This is a genomic window from Streptomyces albofaciens JCM 4342 (assembly GCF_008634025.1).
Classification (GTDB): domain Bacteria; phylum Actinomycetota; class Actinomycetes; order Streptomycetales; family Streptomycetaceae; genus Streptomyces; species Streptomyces albofaciens.
Map to the genome: position 1 here is coordinate 3,891,616 of NZ_PDCM01000001.1, position 14,554 is coordinate 3,906,169.

A 14,554-nucleotide genomic window follows, 5' to 3' on the forward strand; every position below is an offset into this window, starting at 1 on the left:
AGGGGGCGCGCACGCTGAGGAGCGCGCGTCACTTCCCTACCCGCGCCGGGCCGCCGCCCCGCCGAACTCGCGGACCGCGGCGTCCACGACGGCCTCCAGCCGCGCGTGGTGCGCGCCGTGCCAGTACACCCGCTCGCAGACGGTGCACTGGGCGAACACGTCGTACGTACGCCGCGTCCCGCCCTCCAGCCGCTCCTCGACCGTGCCCTTCTCGGCCTCCTTGAGCAGCCCGTTGCACGCCGTGCACCGGGTCCACGGCGCGAGCTCCGGCGCGAACCGGCCCAGTACATCGCGCAGTTGTTCGTCGGGGCGGTCGCTGTAGACGAACGCGCCCGCCCAGTTCTCGCGCCGCCGCAGCAGACCGCGGTCCCGCGACAGCAGCACCCGCCGCTCGGCCGCCGACCGCGCGGCCAGGGCCGGGTCGCCGATGTCCGTGCTCTCGTACGCCGCGTCCACGCCCAGCAGCCGCAGCCGCCGCGCGAGCGTCCCCAGATGCACGTCGAGCAGGAACCGCAGCGGAGCGCCCGGCACCCGCTGCGGCCGCCGCACCGCGCACACCTCCACGTCCTCACCGTCCCGCGGTACGTGCGACACCGCCGTCTCCCGCCCGTCCACGAGCAGGCGGCCCACTTCGGTCAGCGGGACGCCGAGCGATTCCACGACGTGTCCGAGGGTGGACGACCCGTCGGTACGCAGTGAAGTGCGGCCTGCGCGCCGCTCGGAAGGGACGAAGAGCCGCAGCTCAGGGGCGACAGTGAGGTGGATCTCGGGTCGGTTCACGCCGCCAGCATGCCATCGCGCCGCGGGCGTGCCCACGTGGGCCCCGGCGCCGTGGCGACCCGCCCGAGCGGTTCGGCGCCCTCTCGCCAGCCGGCCGTTCCTGTGGTGTCCTCGTCGCACGGGGCGGTGCCGGACGGGAGGACCACGGTGCGGTTGACGAGGCGTACGGGGACGGCGGTGGCGGCGCTGCTCTGCGCCCTGCTGGCCGGTGCGGCGAGCGGCTGCCAGCAGGGCGGCACCACCGGGCGTTCACCGTTCACGGGGAAGGCCGCGCGGGCCGCCCCGGTGCTCGCCGTGAAGATCGACAACGTACGTGCCGCACGCCCGCAGACGGGCCTCGACGGCGCGGACCTCGTCTATGTGGAGCGGGTCGAGTCGGGGCTCTCCCGGCTGCTGGCGGTCTACTCCTCCCAACTGCCGGAGTCCGTCGGCCCGGTGCGCAGCGCGCGCGAATCCGACCTGGAGCTGCTGCGCCAGTTCGGCCGCCCCGCGTTCGCCTACTCCGGTACGCAGACCAAGCTGGACCCGGTCGTCGAAGCCGCCCCGCTGTACCCGCTGCCGCCCGGCAAGGCCGGCGACGCCTACTCCCGCAGCAAGGATCGCGCGGCGCCGCACAACCTCTACGTCAGCCCCGCGCGCGCCCTGAAGGCGGCGCCCCACGCGAGCACCGCCCGCGACATCGGCTTCCGCTTTGGCGCCGCGCCGTCAGGCGGGCGCGACACCTCCTCGTACACGGCCCGGTACCCGTCCGCCCGCTTCACCTTCGACTGGTCGGCGGAGCGGCACGGCTGGCTGGTGTCCATGGACGGCGACCCGGTCCGCGCCACGGGCGGACAGCGCCTCGCCGTCCCCACGGTCGTCGTCCAGGGCGTACGCATCCACGCCTCCCGCTACCACGACCGCTGGGGTGCCTACTCCCCGTACACCGAGACCACCGGCGCGGGGCCCGCCCGCGTACTGCGTGACGGCAAGGCGTACGAGGCCCACTGGTCGCGGCCGTCCGCCGACGGCGGTACGGACTTCACCACCGCGTCGGGTGCACCGCTCGCGTTCGCGTCCGGACAGGTGTGGGTGGTGTACGTACCGCAGGACGCGGTGGGCGGCGGTGCCGGGTAGCGCCTCACACCGTGACCAGCAGCTCGCGCAGCCCCCGGATGACGAAGTTGGGCTTGCGTTCCGGCTCGGCGGCCAGGCGCAGGTCCGGGGCCCGGCGGAGCAACGCCGCCAGCGAGGCGGCCAGTTCGATACGGGCCAGGGGAGCGCCGATGCAGTAGTGGACACCCGCGCTGAAGGAGATGTGCGGGTTGTCCTTGCGGGCGAGGTCGAGCCGTTCGGGGTGGCCGAAGGCCGCCGGGTCGTGGTTGGCCGAGCCGAAGAGCAGCGCCACCTCACTGCCGCGCGGCACGACCGTGCCGCCGATCTCGATGTCGTCCAGCACCCAGCGTTCGAAGAGCTGGAGCGGGGTGTCGTGGCGCAGCAGTTCCTCGACGGCGGTGGGGAGCAGCGCGGCCGGGTCCGCGCGCAGGGCCGCCAGCTGCGCGGGGTGGCGGAAGAGGGCGTACCAGCCGTTGGCCGTCGCGTTGACGGTGGCCTCGTGCCCCGCGTTCAGCAGCAGGACACAGGTGGAGATCATCTCCTGTTCGCTCAGCGACTCGCCCTCGTCGTACGCGGCGATCAGCCCGGAGATCAGATCGTCCCCCGGCGCGGTGCGCCGCGCGGCGATCAGCTCCCGCAGATAGCCGGAGAACTCCAGCGATGCGGCCACCGCCCGCCGGGCCGTCTCCTCCGGCGGGTTCAGCTCGTACATCCCGCAGATCGCGGCCGACCAGGGGCGCAGCAGCGGCCGGTCGCCCTCCGGGATGCCGAGCATCTCGGCGATCACCGCGACCGGCAGGGGTTCCGCGACCCGCGCCACGAGGTCCCCGCCGCCGTCCGCGACCAGGCCGGCGGCCAGCCGGTCCGCCAGGGTTTCGACGTACGGCCGCAGCCGCTCCACCGTGCGGGCGGTGAACGCCTTCGAGACCAGGCGGCGGATGCGGGTGTGGGCGGGCGCCTCCAGGTCGAGCATGCCGTTGTCGTTGAGGACGTGGAACGGCTCGTGCTCCGGCGGCGGGGCGGGGCGGCCGAACTCCTCGTGCGTGAAGCGGTGCCGGTACGTACGGCCCAGCCGGCGGTCGCGGAGCAGCGCCGCGACGTCCGCGTGGTGCGGGACGAGCCACTGGTCCGACGGCGCGAAGTGGTGCACCCGGCCGCGGGCGCGCAGCTCGGCGTAGGCGGGGTACGGGTCGGCGACGAAATCCGGCGACCAGGGATCGAAGACTGCCTGGACTCCTTCCATGCGCGGACGGTAGCCGCCGCCCCCGGGGCGTGACCAGCCCGGCGCTGGCCGCCGGAGCGTGCCGCTTCGGCGGGCCGGTGGGACGAGCCGCCGAAGCGGGCCGTCAAAGAGACGCCCAAGTCCGGGCCCGGCAGTTCTGCCGGGCAGGCCGTGCCCGTACCGTGTCAGGGTGGATGAGCATGTCCACGATCACCATCACGTTCATCAGGGGGACCCGATGGCTTCAGGGGACGCGGCCGGTGCGAGAGCCGCGGCGCCGGCCGCCCGTACGTCCGCCACGGCACGCGAACGCATCCTGGAGACGGCGTACGAGCTGTTCTCCCGGCGGGGGATCCGCGGGGTCGGCGTCGACGAGGTCATCGCCCGCTCCCAGGTGGCCAAGGCCACCCTCTACCGCAACTTCCCCTCCAAGGACGAGCTGGTGCTGGAGTTCCTCCGGCGCCGCGAGCAGCGCTGGACGCTGGGGTACGTGGCGGCCGGCGCGCGGCAGCGGGGCACCACCCCGGAGGAGCAACTGCTCGCCGTCTTCGACGTGTTCGACGAATGGTTCCGCCGGCCGGACTTCGACGCGTGCGCCTTCATCAACGTCCTGCTGGAAATGGGCCGGGACCACCCGCTGGGACAGGCGAGCATCGCCCATCTGGAGAACATCCGGGCCTTCGTACGGTCACTGGCGGAAGAGGCCGGGCTCCGGGACACCGACGCCTTCGCGCGCTCGTGGCACATCCTGATGAAGGGGTCGATCGTCTCGGCGGCCGAGGGCGACACGGAGGCCGCCCGGCGGGCGCAGCGGATGGCCCGGACGCTCATCGAGCAGCATCGCTGAGGGCGCCGCGAGCGGATGGCCGGCTGCCGCGCGGGGCGTCGGCCGACAGTACGGGGCCGGAGCGGCGGCCCGCCGCAGTACAGTGAGCTGCACGCCGAAGTGCACCACACGCCACACCGCAGCCCCGCGCCCCGACCTTGGACGGACCGGACCGTGACCGACCTCGACCAGCTCACCCAGTCGCTGGCCCGCAACCTCAAGCACTGGCGGGCCGAGCGCGGCTACACGCTCGACGCGCTGGCCGCCCGTGCCGGGGTCAGCCGCGGCATGATCATCCAGATCGAGCAGGCCCGGACCAACCCGAGCGTCGGCACCACCGTCAAGATCGCCGACGCGCTGGGCGTCAGCATCACCACTCTGCTCGACTACGAGCAGGGCCCCGACGTGCGGATCGTGGCGCCGGGGGACGCGGTACGGATGTGGTCCACCGAGGCGGGCAGCCACACCTCCCTCCTGGTGGGCGGGGAGGCCCCGGGCCCCTTCGAGCTGTGGCGGTGGCACCTGGTGCCCGGCGAGCAGAGCATGTCCGACCCGCACCCGCCCGGCTCGGTCGAACTGCTCCACGTCACGGAGGGCGAGCTGACGCTCGTGGTGGACGGCGCGGAGCACACGGTGCCCACGGGCGGTTCGGCGACGTTCGAGGCCAAGGTGGCGCACGGCTACCGCAACGACGGCGACCGCCCGCTGGAGATGACGATGGCGGTCCTCATCCCGCCCACCGGCTGAGACGGCCCGGCGCACGGCCCGGCGCGCCTGTTAGCTTGACCGGCATGCCTGTGCCCATGGATGCCTTCGACGAGGTCCGCCCCGCCCTCGACTGCCTGGACCTGCTGCCCGAACCGGTCGCCGCCGCGATCCGCGGCCGGCGGGGAAGCGTACCGGTCGAACAGTTCCACTACGTGGACACCGACCCGGCGATCGCGGACACCGCCGAACTCGTGGCGCACCACGGTCCGTGGCTGCTGGAGCAGTCGGCGAACTGCGTGGTCGTGGCGGGCAAGCGGGGCGGCGCCGTCACCCTCGCCGCCTGTGTGGTCCTCTCGCACACCCGGGTCGACGTGAACGGCGAAGTGCGCCGCCGGCTCGGGGCCCGCAAGGCGTCGTTCGCGCCCATGGACACCGCCGTCGGCGAGACCGGCATGGAGTACGGCGGCATCACCCCGATCGGCCTGCCCGCCGGCTGGCCCCTGTTCCTGGACGCCGCCGTGGCGGACATCCCGTACGCGCTGATCGGCAGCGGCAGCCGGCGCGGCAAGCTCATCGTCCCGGGCAAGGCGCTGGCGGAGCTGCCGGGGGCGGTGGTCGTCGAGGGGCTGGGGCTGGGGGAGTAGCCGGGGCGCATGACTGTCCCGTGGCCGAAAACCGTCGCGGTGCCACGCCGAACAGCGGCTCGCCCGGACCGTGTCCGGGACTGCCGGAAGCATGTCCGGCCTGATGAGCACCTTGCCCGGAGCGTGTCCGGCCGTTGTCCGACCGCTGTCCGGCAGGTGCCCGGAACCGAGCACAGTTGGCGAGTTCTCGTATAGCCGCACCGGGCCGGGTGCCCGATCATTCGCGCCATGGACAACAGGGGGAACACGGATCCGGCCACGGCCCGTGACGTGACGGAATTTCTCGCCATGCTGCGGGACCTCAAGGAGCGCCGCGGCCTCACCTACCGGCAGCTCGAACAACGCGCCGCCGAGCAGGGCGAGGTGCTGGCGCGCAGCACCCTCGCGGACGTCCTGGGCGGCCGGCGGCTGCCGCGCCCGGAGGTTCTCGCGGTCTTCGTACGCGCCTGCGGGGAGGGCGAGCGGCTGGCGGCCTGGCTGGAGGCGCGCGAGAACGTGGCCGCGAGGCCGACGGCGGACGCGGCGGCCCCGGCCCCGGAACACCCATGGCGCCGACGCCTCTCGTCCCGCGCACACCGCCGCACCCCTCTGCTCCTCGCGGCGGCGGCCGCCCTCGTCGCGGTGGGCGCCACGGCCTGGGCACTGACCTCCGGAGGAACACCGACGGGTGCCGCCGCCGGTACGCCCGGGCGACACGAGACTTCAGCCGGAGCCCCCACACCGGACCAGCGGCGGTCCGGGCGCGGCGACGACACGGCCACCGGCGCGCAGGCCGGCGCCCAGCGGGCGGTCCCCGCAGGCTGGATACGGATCCGTCCCGCCGCAGCCCCCGCTCTCTGCGTGACCGAAGGCCTGGTCCAGGACGGGCGTTACGACGACCTGGTGGCCGTACAGCGGCCGTGCGGGGACGTCGCGCCGCAGCGCACCGAGCTGGAACCGGCCGGGTCGCACCTCTACCGCATCTCCTGGGTGCACCCCGGCCGGGGCAAGGGGTGCCTGACGGCCCTGTCCGGCGGCCCGGCGGACGGGTTGCTGGAACCGCGGAACACCTGCGGCGAGGCGAGCGGCTTCCGCGTCGAGAGCACACCGTCCGGTACGGGCGGGAAGCACGCCCGGTATGTCTTCCGCACCGACGCACAGCAGTGCCTGGGCATACGGGACTCCCGTACGGCCCCGGGGGCCGAAGTCATGCTCCAGCGCTGCACGGGCGGCACCGCCCAGGAGTTCCTGATCGACCCCGCTGCCTAGCGCGCGGGCCCACTTCACGTCACCGCCGTCCCACTCGGCGCGTCACCGCCCCGGGGGTCCTTGCGTTCCGCTGTCTGATTCTCCAGCAGGCCCCTGGCGGCCAGCCGCTGACGCGACAGCAGGACCACCAGGGCTTCGGATACGAGGCCGCACGCGGCCTGGACTTCGCAGGCGGCCGTGAAAGCCCCCCGTAGGTCGTCGACGGCCAGGCAGCTCCGGGCCCGCACGGCGGCTTGGGTCATCAGCGCGGCGTGCTCGGCGGCGACCTCGTCGAGGGGCTGCTCGTTCTCGTCCCCGGGCCCGGCGGCAGGCGGGTGGTGGTCCTGCAGTGTCATACCGGGGGTATGCCCCACGGCCGTTTTCCCTAGACCAGCACTTCGGTGAACGGCCGCCGACACCCGCCGTACCTTGCCCGCCGGACGAAGACGCCGCCGGTTACCACAGGGGTTCCGGAGGGCGGGGCGTACGGATGTGCCCCGTGAATCGGTGAAGAGCGTGTGTCCGCCGCGGGGTGACGGTGCGAAAGGCGCAGTGTGCGCGACCGTTGCCCGGGCCAAGCACCGCCTCGGCTCGTACGCTGCCGGTAACACGTGTCAGGCGTGCGGTGTGCCGGGAAGTCTGGTCGGCGTCGGGTGGGCTCTGCCCCGATCAGCGCTCGGAGGACGCCGGTGGACCTTCTTCACGCAGCCGCGCCGTGCGCCGCCGTCGAGCCCCGGGCCCCGCGCGTCGTCCCGAGCCCCGTACCGCTGTACGGGGCGCACAGGAACCGGCGTCACCGGTCCCGCTCCCAGCACCGGTACCGCGACAACACCGGTACCGCAGCGCATTCTCACGCCCGGTTTCTTCCGCCCGGCCCCGGTCCGCAAGGGCACCCCGTGCCGACGCCACTCGCCATCGCCCGGGGAAAAGAGGTGATGCCCATGCGGGAGAAGCCGCCGCGGGGCCCTCATCTGGTCGAACCGTCCGACTCGCGCCTGGTCATCGATGTGACGCGCACCCCTGACGGCAGCACGGCCCTGCTCCTCACCGGCGAGTTCGACGTCCACACGGTCAACAGCCTCTGCGACACCATCGTCGTCCTGATCGAAGCCGGCTCCCGCTGCCTGCGGCTCGACCTGTCCGGCGTCACCTGGTGCGACAACGGCAGCCTCTACACCCTCCTGGGCCTGAAGGACGCCGTACACGCCGCCGACGGCTACCTGGCACTGTCCTGGACCGGTTGGCCGGTCGCCCAGGGCATCGCACGCAACGGGCTCTGGCAGCTGCTGCACCACTGACGCCGGGGAAGAGGCATCGGCCCGCCGGGCCGGGAACCTCGCCGCGCGGCTCAGCCCAGCCGGGGTATCTCGATGGCCGGGCAGCGGTCCATCACCATGTCCAGGCCGGCTGCCCGGGCCTTCTCGTAGGCCGTTTCGTCGATGACGCCGAGTTGGAACCAGAGGGCCTTGGCGCCGATGGCGATGGCGTCGTCGGCTATGCCGCCGGCCAGTTCGCTGTTGACGAAGACATCGACGACATCGACGGGGAAGGGGACGGCGGTCAGGGACGGATAGCCCTGTTCGCCGTGGACGCGTTCGGCTTTGGGGTGGACGGGGACGATGCGCTTGCCGTAGCGCTGGAGGACGTCGGCGACGCCGTAGGCCGCGCGGTTCCGGTTGGTGGACAGGCCCACGACGGCCCAGGTGTCGCCGGATTCCTGGAGAATCCTGCGGATCGTGGCCGGATCGCCGTACACAGCTGCCTCCCATGGGTGGGACCGAGGTCCGTCGGATGCCGCGGACGCGCGTGGGCGCCCTCCGCATCCGACAACGTGTGCGAGGGACGGAAGATTCCCGTGGGGGCCGACGCGCTGTGCAGAGAGTGTGCGGCGGTCCGGGTGCCGCACGAAGGGGCCGCCACGCTGCCCAGGATGAGGCCCGCGGCGAACAGGACTGCCGCGAGGGCGGTACGTGAGGTCCGGGTGAGGCGGGGCCAGGGGGTGGTGAGGAGATGGGGGAAGCGGGGGAAGTGGGGGAGACGGAGGGAGCGGGGCTTCGGGGGAGCCGGTGGCGGGGATGTGGCGCAGGCGGTCGAACGGGTCAACTGCTGTTGCAGGAAGGGCGGATCCAGGGGCGGTACGGTCACCGATGCCTTGGCCTTGAGGTAGGTCTCGCCGGGCCACCAGCCCAGCAGCCGGGCGGGCAGCCGTTCGCGCAGGCGGGTGTCCAGGTCGGCGATGTCCTCGTACACCGCCCGGCACGTCGGGCAGCGGCGGAAGTGCGCCGCGACGCCCTCGCCCGGCGGCGCCGCCGCGCTCAGCCCCAGCCGGGCCACCGCCTCGCGGCACTCCTGGCGGTCCAGCCGTTCCAGGTACAGATCGGTACGGGCCTGGCGCAGCATGGACCGGGCCTGTTCGCAGCTGCCCGGCAGCAGCCGCCGGGGCACGCCGCTGATCAGCGCCGTCGCCTCCGGGCCGTCCCGCTCCACGACCAGGTGCCACAGCAGGCACCGCGCCGCGGAGGGCAGCCGCAGGAACGCGTCGGCCAGCCGGCCGTCCTCCCCGAGGGGCCAGGCCGCGCCCGCCGCCGTCCAGGCCAGGAAGCCGGGTGAGAGGGCCTCGGCGGCGCGGTACGAACGGCCGATCGCCCCGGTCCGCACGTGGTCCAGCAGCTCCCGCCGAGCGGAGTCGTCGTCGCGCGGCACGACGGACGCGTTGGGCGAGACGAGCTGCTGGAGCAACTGGTCGAAGGCGTGGCCGGTCAGTTCCTGCGTGTCCAGGGGCGCGGGCATGCAGGCGGCGGCGTAGGCGTGCACGGCCGCGTAGTGCCGGTGGTACAGCTCCCGGAAGTGGCCCACCTGGCCTCCGCGTACCGCACGTATCAGCGCGGCGTCGGGCAGGGCGTTACGTGGTGACCGCGGGCGCGGGCCAAGGAGGTCGGGCATGGGGAACACCCCTCGATTGCGGTGGCGGGCCGCCCGGAGGCCGCGCCGCTCGCACGGGTGCGGACGGCCGCCGGACACAGGGGCACGATGGTGCCCCGTCCGTACCGGCGGTTCGCGGAATCTGTCCGGAGGGGACAAGAAAGGATCGCCGTTCACCAGCCGCTCCCAGCGCCGCATAGGGTGGCCGGATGCAGGACCAGTACCGGACTCTCGCGCGCGAGGGTGTCCACGAGATCGAGATCAGCAAGTCCCGCTTCATCTGCTCGCTCGCCCCGGTGGCGACCGAGAGCGAGGCGCAGGACTTCATCGCGCGCGTCCGCAAGGAGCACCCCACCGCGCGGCACAACTGCTTCGCGTACGTGCTCGGCGCCGACGGTGGGGTGCAGAAGGCCAGCGACGACGGTGAGCCGGGCGGCACCGCCGGGGTGCCCATGTTGCAGATGCTGGTCCGCCGCGAGGTCAGGTACGTCGTCGCGGTCGTCACCCGCTACTTCGGCGGCATCAAGCTGGGCGCGGGCGGCCTGATCCGCGCGTACGGGGGCGTCGTCGGCGAGGCCCTGGACGCGCTGGGCACGGTGACCCGGCAGCGCTTCCGGCTGGTCACCGTCACCGTCGACCACCAGCGCGCGGGGCGGGTGGAGAACGATCTGCGGACCACGGGGCGGGCGGTGCGCGAGGTGACGTACGGGGCCGACGTACGGATCGAGGTCGGGCTGCCGGAATCCGACCTGGACGCGTTCCGCGCCTGGCTGGCCGATACGACGGCGGGCACGGCCGGGCTGGAGGTGGGCGGGGAGGCCTACGGGTAGGCACTCGCCCTCACCCCCCGACCCGCTCCCGCACCAACTCCGACAAGGTCTCGTACGCCCGCTGCACCAGCGTGTTGCCGGGCCCGGACGCGCAGTTGGCCAGCGCGACCAGCGCGGTGTCGTGGCGGATGCTGAAGCCGACGAAGGCCGTGCAGCCGCGGGTGCCGCCGGAGTGGTGGTACAGGCCGGAGCCGTCGGGGCGGGGGCGGATGTTCCAGGCCAGGGCGAGCCGTGCGGTGCTGTGCGGCAGGACGAGCCGGGGGCGTACGACGTCTTCCAGAGCGGTGCGCAGCGGGGCCGACGGCACGCCGGTGACGGCCGCGGTTCCCGGGCTGATCAGGGCCTCGGTGAAGGTGAGCAGGTCGTGGGCGCTGGAGCGGACGGCGCCCGCGCCGGGCAGGCCGGGGATGGCGAACGGCGGCCGGGGACGGCGGTGCCAGTAGCCGGTGACCTGGGTGGAACCGGCGGGCGGGTCCGGCGTGGCGCTGGTGTCGTGCAGGCCGAGGGGCCGCAGGACGCGGGCCGCGAGCAGGTCCTCGTACGGGACACCGCCGTCCGCGCCGCTCAGGGCGTGTCCCAGGACGCCGGCGCCGAAGTTGGAGTAGTGCACCCGGTCGCCCGGCCGGGACCGCAGCCGGGTGCGGGCCAGGGCGCGCAGCACGTCGGCGCGGCCGAAGCCGGCGTACGGGTTGGTCGTGAGCCGGCCGGCGGCGGAGCGCAGCAGGCCCGGGGGGAGCCGGGGCAGGCCCGAGGTGTGGGTGGCCAGGTGGGTGAGGGTGATCTCCGTACCGCGTACCGGGACGCGGGTGCCCCGCGGGAGGTGGCGGGCGACGGGGTCGTGGTGTCCCACGTCGCCGCGGGCGGCCAGCTCGGCGAAGAGCAGCGCGGTGAACGTCTTGGTGAGCGAGCCGGCCTCGAAGCGGGTGGACGGCTCGACCGGCGCGCCGCCCTCGAACGCGGTGCTGCCCCGGACGGCGAACGACCGCTGCCCGCGCCGGTACAGGCCGACGGCGACGGCGCTCGCGCCCGGGGCCGCGGACAGCAGTGCCTCGGGCAGGTCCCGTGGCGGGGGCGGGCCCCAGGCGAAGGGGGCCGCCGCGACGGTCGGGACCCCGGTCATGAGCCGGGCCGCTTCGGGGCGTCCAGGGCGCGTACGAGGGCCAGGGTTCCGGCGATCACCGCCACGACGGTCGGGTGCTGATGGGCATCGAAACGCTGCGCCGGGTCGCCGTCCACGGGCTGGTCGTCGCGGGGCACCAGGCCGTCCTCGTGCTGGATGGCCGCCAGCCGCCGCCAGTCGTCGTCCTCGGACCAGGGGTCGGGCAGGCAGGCGCCGACGATCATCAGCTCGGCCGTGAGGTCCCACTGCCCGGCCTCCGCCCAGATGTCGGTCCACACCGGCAGCCACCGGACGAGGTAGGCGCAGAGGTCCGTCGGCAGGCCGCCGGGCAGCCGGCCCCAGTCGGTGAGGTGGAAGACGGCGTGGGTGACGGAGTAACCGGTCGGCCAGTCGATGTGCCAGGGCTCGGGCGTGGCGCCGAGCCAGGTGGCCCGGGTCAGTCCGGCCCAGTCGTGGGCGCCGGGACCGTGGTCGAGCCCGACCACCCGCGCGGCGTTGGCCACCGCGAGCCGCCGGTTGGGCAGGTGTTCCACGGCGTGCGTCGCCCGCAGTGCGACGTGGTGGGCCAGCAGCCGTTCCAGCTGCGGGTACCGGTAGCCGCCGCGGGCGAAGTGGGAGTAGGTCTCCAACGGGTCGGTGGTGAGCGGGTGGCGCAGCAGCCGTTCGTACAGCAGCGCGCCGCGGTCCAGCTGGTCCCAGCAGAAGTCCAGGAGTGTGCGGGCGAATCCGAGTTCCGTGGTTCCGGCGACGCCGCTGCGCAGGACCAGGGAGGCGGCGAGTGCCGTCTCGCCGAGGGACTTGTACCGGTCCCCGTCGTCCGTGAGCTCTTCACGCGACGCGTCGTACAGCGCGCCGTACTCCCGGTTGGCGTGCAGCCAGGCCAGGGCCCGGGAGCTGACGTCGTGCGCAGTGCGCGCCGGGGCGGAGGTCATACGGGCTCCAGGCCGAGCAGCCGGCGGGCGATCGCCGTGTCCAGCGCGGTGCGTCCGCCGCCGCCGACCAGGCCGGTGTACTCGGTCAGCAGCGCGGGGTCCAGCGGCAGCCGGGCCCCGTCGGCGTGCAGCCAGGCCAGCCAGCGGGTGATGCGCGCGGCGGTGGGGAAGTCGCGGCGCAGTGTGGCACGGGTGGCGCCGCGCGCCAGCCCGAGGACGCCGGACCGGGCGGCAGCGTGCACCGGTCCGTCCAGTCCGGGCAGGGCCAGTGAGGCCAGCTGTCCCATCCGTATGGACCAGGGGACCCAGCCTTCCCGCGCGGGCCCGCCGGAGCCCCCGTCCGCGGGCGAGACCGGCAGGCGGCGGGGCGCGGAGTCGTCGCACCACGGAGGGGCCGGCGGAAGAGGCGCGGGGCTCGCGGGGGAGGCGGCGGAGCCGAGGCGGGACAGCGCGGTGGCCAGCCCCCAGCCGATCCAGGAGACGGTCCACGCCTGCTCGGGCCCTTCGGGCGGCGCGGGAGGCGGCGGGTCGGCGGGCGGCAGGGCGCCGAGGGCCAGGCCGACGGCGGCCGTCTCGCCTTCGGAAGGGGGCAGGCCGGTCAGGACGTACGGCGCGAGGACGTCCGCCCCGAGGACGCGGACCGCCCCCAGCGCGACCGCCGGATCACCCTCGGGCTCCGACGCCGCGGCCTCCACATGGGCCGCGGCCACGGCGGCGCCCCCGGCACCCTGCAGGGCGTCGAGGGCGCGACGGGCCAAGTGGTCCGCCGATTCGCTGTAGGCGGTTCGTGCGCGCTCCGAGATCACCGGCGCTTCGTTTCCTTGGGCTCCTTGGGCGAAAGCAGCAGCCCCAGCGCCAGCACGCCCCATCCGCCGCCGACGCCTTCCGGCTCGGGCAGGGGTGCATCGCTCAGCGGCGCTTCGGGCTCGGTCGCCATCCATCCCAGCGCGTTCTGGTCGAGCGTGAGGCCGGTGGTCTGAAGGGTGTGGGCAAGCATCATTCACTCCCTCGAAGAGATGTCATCACCGTTGTCCGGTAATGCCCCGATGCCTTCTCCAACGTACTCCTGAATCGGCATATCGACCATTCGGGGTAAAGAGGTGAAGAAGGGGTGAACTGCTCGGTCACCAAAAGGTTCCCCAGTCACCGAAAAGTGCGTTCTTCCATGCCGGCGGCCACTCTCTTACGGTTCCCCAGTAACCACAGGAAACCGGACGCACTCCGGTCCGGCGGTACCGGGCCGGGGGACGAGGAGGCAGCATGGCCGTCACGCTGGTGAACCCCCAGGGGTTGCCGGAAATCCCCGCCTACCGGCAGGTGTCGATCGCCTCCGGATCGAAGCTGGTCTTCACCGCCGGACAGGTCGCCTGGGACGCCGACGGGGCCACGGTCGGCGAGGGCGACCTCGCCGCACAGGTCGAGCAGTGCTACCTCAACGTCGGTACGGCCCTGGCCGAGGCCGGTGCCACCTTCGGCGACGTGGTGAAGATGTCCGTCTACGTCGTGGACTGGACCCCGGACAAGCTGCCCCTGTTCATGGAGGGTGTCGCCCGTGCGTCCGCGAAGCTGGGGGTCACGCCGGTGCCGCCGTCCACGCTGCTGGGTGTCGCGGCGCTGCACATACCCGAGCACTTGGTGGAGGTCGAGGCGACCGCGGTCGTCGACTGAACGCCGCACCCCTCCCGGCCAGTTGATACGCCGTCAGTCGAAGAGGTCGTCCGCCCCCGACTCCGTCACCCGCGCGCCCATGTTCCGCTCCATCATGCGCAGGGCCGCGTCGGCGAGGTCGGGGTGGATGTGGGCCACCGCGTCGCGCGGGACGGTCACGTCCAGGTGGCGGATGTGCGCGTCGAGGGCCGAGTACAGCACGCACTGCTCGGTGACCTGGCCGCACAGGACTATCCGCCGGATGCCGTGCTGGCTCAGCAGATACTCCAGCGGCGTCTCGTAGAAGATCGAATGACGGGCCTTGACCACGAACAGCGAGGAGTCGTCGGGGCGCAGCGGCTCCACCACGTCGGCGTGCGGGCCGTCCAGCGCCGTACGCAGGAGCTCGTCGTGGTGTGAGCGCCACCGGCCGAAGTTGTCGTTGACGTAGATGACCTCGACGTCCGAGCCGTCCGCGCGGGCGCGCTCCAGGGCGCGCAGCATGCCGGGCAGCGCCTCGCGGACCGACGGCAGCAGCCGCTCGGCGTCCTCGTGTTCATACGTGTTGATCATGTCGATCACGATGAGCGCCGCACTCATG

At 73.6% G+C, this 14,554-nt stretch carries 17 protein-coding genes; 8 read left to right on the forward strand and 9 right to left on the reverse strand.

The window, feature by feature from the left end; translation table 11 throughout:
* Positions 1 to 36: 36 nt before the first annotated feature.
* Positions 37 to 780: a Mut7-C RNAse domain-containing protein gene (locus CP973_RS17515; RefSeq protein WP_150241766.1), complete on the reverse strand. Its 744-nt coding sequence runs from the start codon at positions 778 to 780 to the stop codon at positions 37 to 39.
* 153 nt (positions 781 to 933) lie between these two features.
* On the opposite strand from CP973_RS17515, the gene CP973_RS17520 reads away from it, so the two are divergent.
* Positions 934 to 1,896 carry a DUF3048 domain-containing protein gene (locus CP973_RS17520; protein ID WP_150243709.1) on the forward strand — a complete coding sequence of 321 codons (963 nt, stop codon included), beginning with the start codon at positions 934 to 936 and terminating at the stop codon, positions 1,894 to 1,896.
* Positions 1,897 to 1,900: 4 nt separating this feature from the next.
* On the opposite strand, the gene CP973_RS17525 is transcribed toward CP973_RS17520, so the two are convergent.
* Positions 1,901 to 3,118 carry a cytochrome P450 gene (locus tag CP973_RS17525; RefSeq protein WP_150241768.1) on the reverse strand — a complete coding sequence of 406 codons (1,218 nt, stop codon included), beginning with the start codon at positions 3,116 to 3,118 and terminating at the stop codon, positions 1,901 to 1,903.
* Between the two features lie 217 nt (positions 3,119 to 3,335).
* On the opposite strand from CP973_RS17525, the gene CP973_RS17530 reads away from it, so the two are divergent.
* The 4 genes from CP973_RS17530 (at position 3,336) to CP973_RS17545 (ending at position 6,523) form a co-directional block, all read left to right on the forward strand.
* Entirely contained in the window at positions 3,336 to 3,944 is a 609-nt protein-coding gene (locus CP973_RS17530) for a TetR/AcrR family transcriptional regulator (protein ID WP_208853202.1), read from the forward strand.
* A gap of 153 nt (positions 3,945 to 4,097) precedes the next feature.
* Entirely contained in the window at positions 4,098 to 4,670 is a 573-nt protein-coding gene (locus CP973_RS17535; RefSeq protein WP_150241770.1) for a helix-turn-helix domain-containing protein, read from the forward strand.
* A 44-nt stretch (positions 4,671 to 4,714) separates the two neighbouring features.
* The gene (locus tag CP973_RS17540) at positions 4,715 to 5,275 is read left to right on the forward strand and encodes a YbaK/EbsC family protein (RefSeq protein ID WP_150241772.1); all 561 of its coding nucleotides are present in this window, start codon (positions 4,715 to 4,717) and stop codon (positions 5,273 to 5,275) included.
* Positions 5,276 to 5,503: 228 nt separating this feature from the next.
* On the forward strand, positions 5,504 to 6,523 hold the full coding sequence (locus tag CP973_RS17545) for a helix-turn-helix domain-containing protein (protein ID WP_150241774.1): 1,020 nt from the start codon (positions 5,504 to 5,506) through the stop codon (positions 6,521 to 6,523).
* Positions 6,524 to 6,537: 14 nt separating this feature from the next.
* Here the strand turns inward: CP973_RS17545 and CP973_RS17550 are convergent, their stop codons facing one another.
* Positions 6,538 to 6,858 carry a hypothetical protein gene (locus CP973_RS17550; RefSeq protein ID WP_150241776.1) on the reverse strand — a complete coding sequence of 107 codons (321 nt, stop codon included), beginning with the start codon at positions 6,856 to 6,858 and terminating at the stop codon, positions 6,538 to 6,540.
* A 540-nt stretch (positions 6,859 to 7,398) separates the two neighbouring features.
* Here CP973_RS17550 and CP973_RS17555 point away from each other — a divergent pair.
* Positions 7,399 to 7,800, forward strand: a complete 402-nt coding sequence (locus CP973_RS17555) for an STAS domain-containing protein (RefSeq protein WP_150241778.1) — start codon at positions 7,399 to 7,401, stop codon at positions 7,798 to 7,800.
* Between the two features lie 50 nt (positions 7,801 to 7,850).
* Here CP973_RS17555 and CP973_RS17560 read toward each other — a convergent pair whose 3' ends face one another.
* Entirely contained in the window at positions 7,851 to 8,258 is a 408-nt protein-coding gene (locus CP973_RS17560; protein ID WP_150241780.1) for a CoA-binding protein, read from the reverse strand.
* Positions 8,259 to 9,633: 1,375 nt separating this feature from the next.
* Here CP973_RS17560 and CP973_RS17565 point away from each other — a divergent pair.
* Complete coding sequence (locus CP973_RS17565; protein ID WP_150241782.1) at positions 9,634 to 10,254, forward strand: YigZ family protein; 621 nt, start codon at positions 9,634 to 9,636, stop codon at positions 10,252 to 10,254.
* 10 nt (positions 10,255 to 10,264) lie between these two features.
* Here the strand turns inward: CP973_RS17565 and CP973_RS17570 are convergent, their stop codons facing one another.
* Genes CP973_RS17570 through CP973_RS17585 form a run of 4 tightly spaced genes read right to left on the reverse strand, consistent with a single transcriptional unit; the run spans position 10,265 to position 13,303 of the window.
* Positions 10,265 to 11,374 carry a serine hydrolase domain-containing protein gene (locus tag CP973_RS17570; RefSeq protein ID WP_150241784.1) on the reverse strand — a complete coding sequence of 370 codons (1,110 nt, stop codon included), beginning with the start codon at positions 11,372 to 11,374 and terminating at the stop codon, positions 10,265 to 10,267.
* Positions 11,371 to 12,306, reverse strand: a complete 936-nt coding sequence (locus CP973_RS17575; RefSeq protein WP_150241786.1) for a DUF6895 family protein — start codon at positions 12,304 to 12,306, stop codon at positions 11,371 to 11,373. Before CP973_RS17575 ends, CP973_RS17570 begins: the two co-directional genes overlap by 4 nt.
* Entirely contained in the window at positions 12,303 to 13,112 is an 810-nt protein-coding gene (locus CP973_RS17580) for a hypothetical protein (RefSeq protein WP_150241788.1), read from the reverse strand. Before CP973_RS17580 ends, CP973_RS17575 begins: the two co-directional genes overlap by 4 nt.
* Positions 13,109 to 13,303 (reverse strand): hypothetical protein, encoded by a 195-nt coding sequence (locus tag CP973_RS17585; RefSeq protein ID WP_244409566.1) that lies wholly within the window; start codon positions 13,301 to 13,303, stop codon positions 13,109 to 13,111. The genes CP973_RS17580 and CP973_RS17585 overlap by 4 nt, the downstream gene beginning before the upstream one ends.
* A gap of 263 nt (positions 13,304 to 13,566) precedes the next feature.
* Here CP973_RS17585 and CP973_RS17590 point away from each other — a divergent pair, with 263 nt between their 5' ends.
* The gene (locus CP973_RS17590) at positions 13,567 to 13,974 is read left to right on the forward strand and encodes a RidA family protein (RefSeq protein WP_150241792.1); all 408 of its coding nucleotides are present in this window, start codon (positions 13,567 to 13,569) and stop codon (positions 13,972 to 13,974) included.
* Positions 13,975 to 14,007: 33 nt separating this feature from the next.
* Here CP973_RS17590 and CP973_RS17595 read toward each other — a convergent pair whose 3' ends face one another.
* On the reverse strand, positions 14,008 to 14,553 hold the full coding sequence (locus tag CP973_RS17595) for a cysteine hydrolase family protein (RefSeq protein ID WP_150241794.1): 546 nt from the start codon (positions 14,551 to 14,553) through the stop codon (positions 14,008 to 14,010).
* Between the last annotated feature and the right edge of the window lies 1 nt (position 14,554).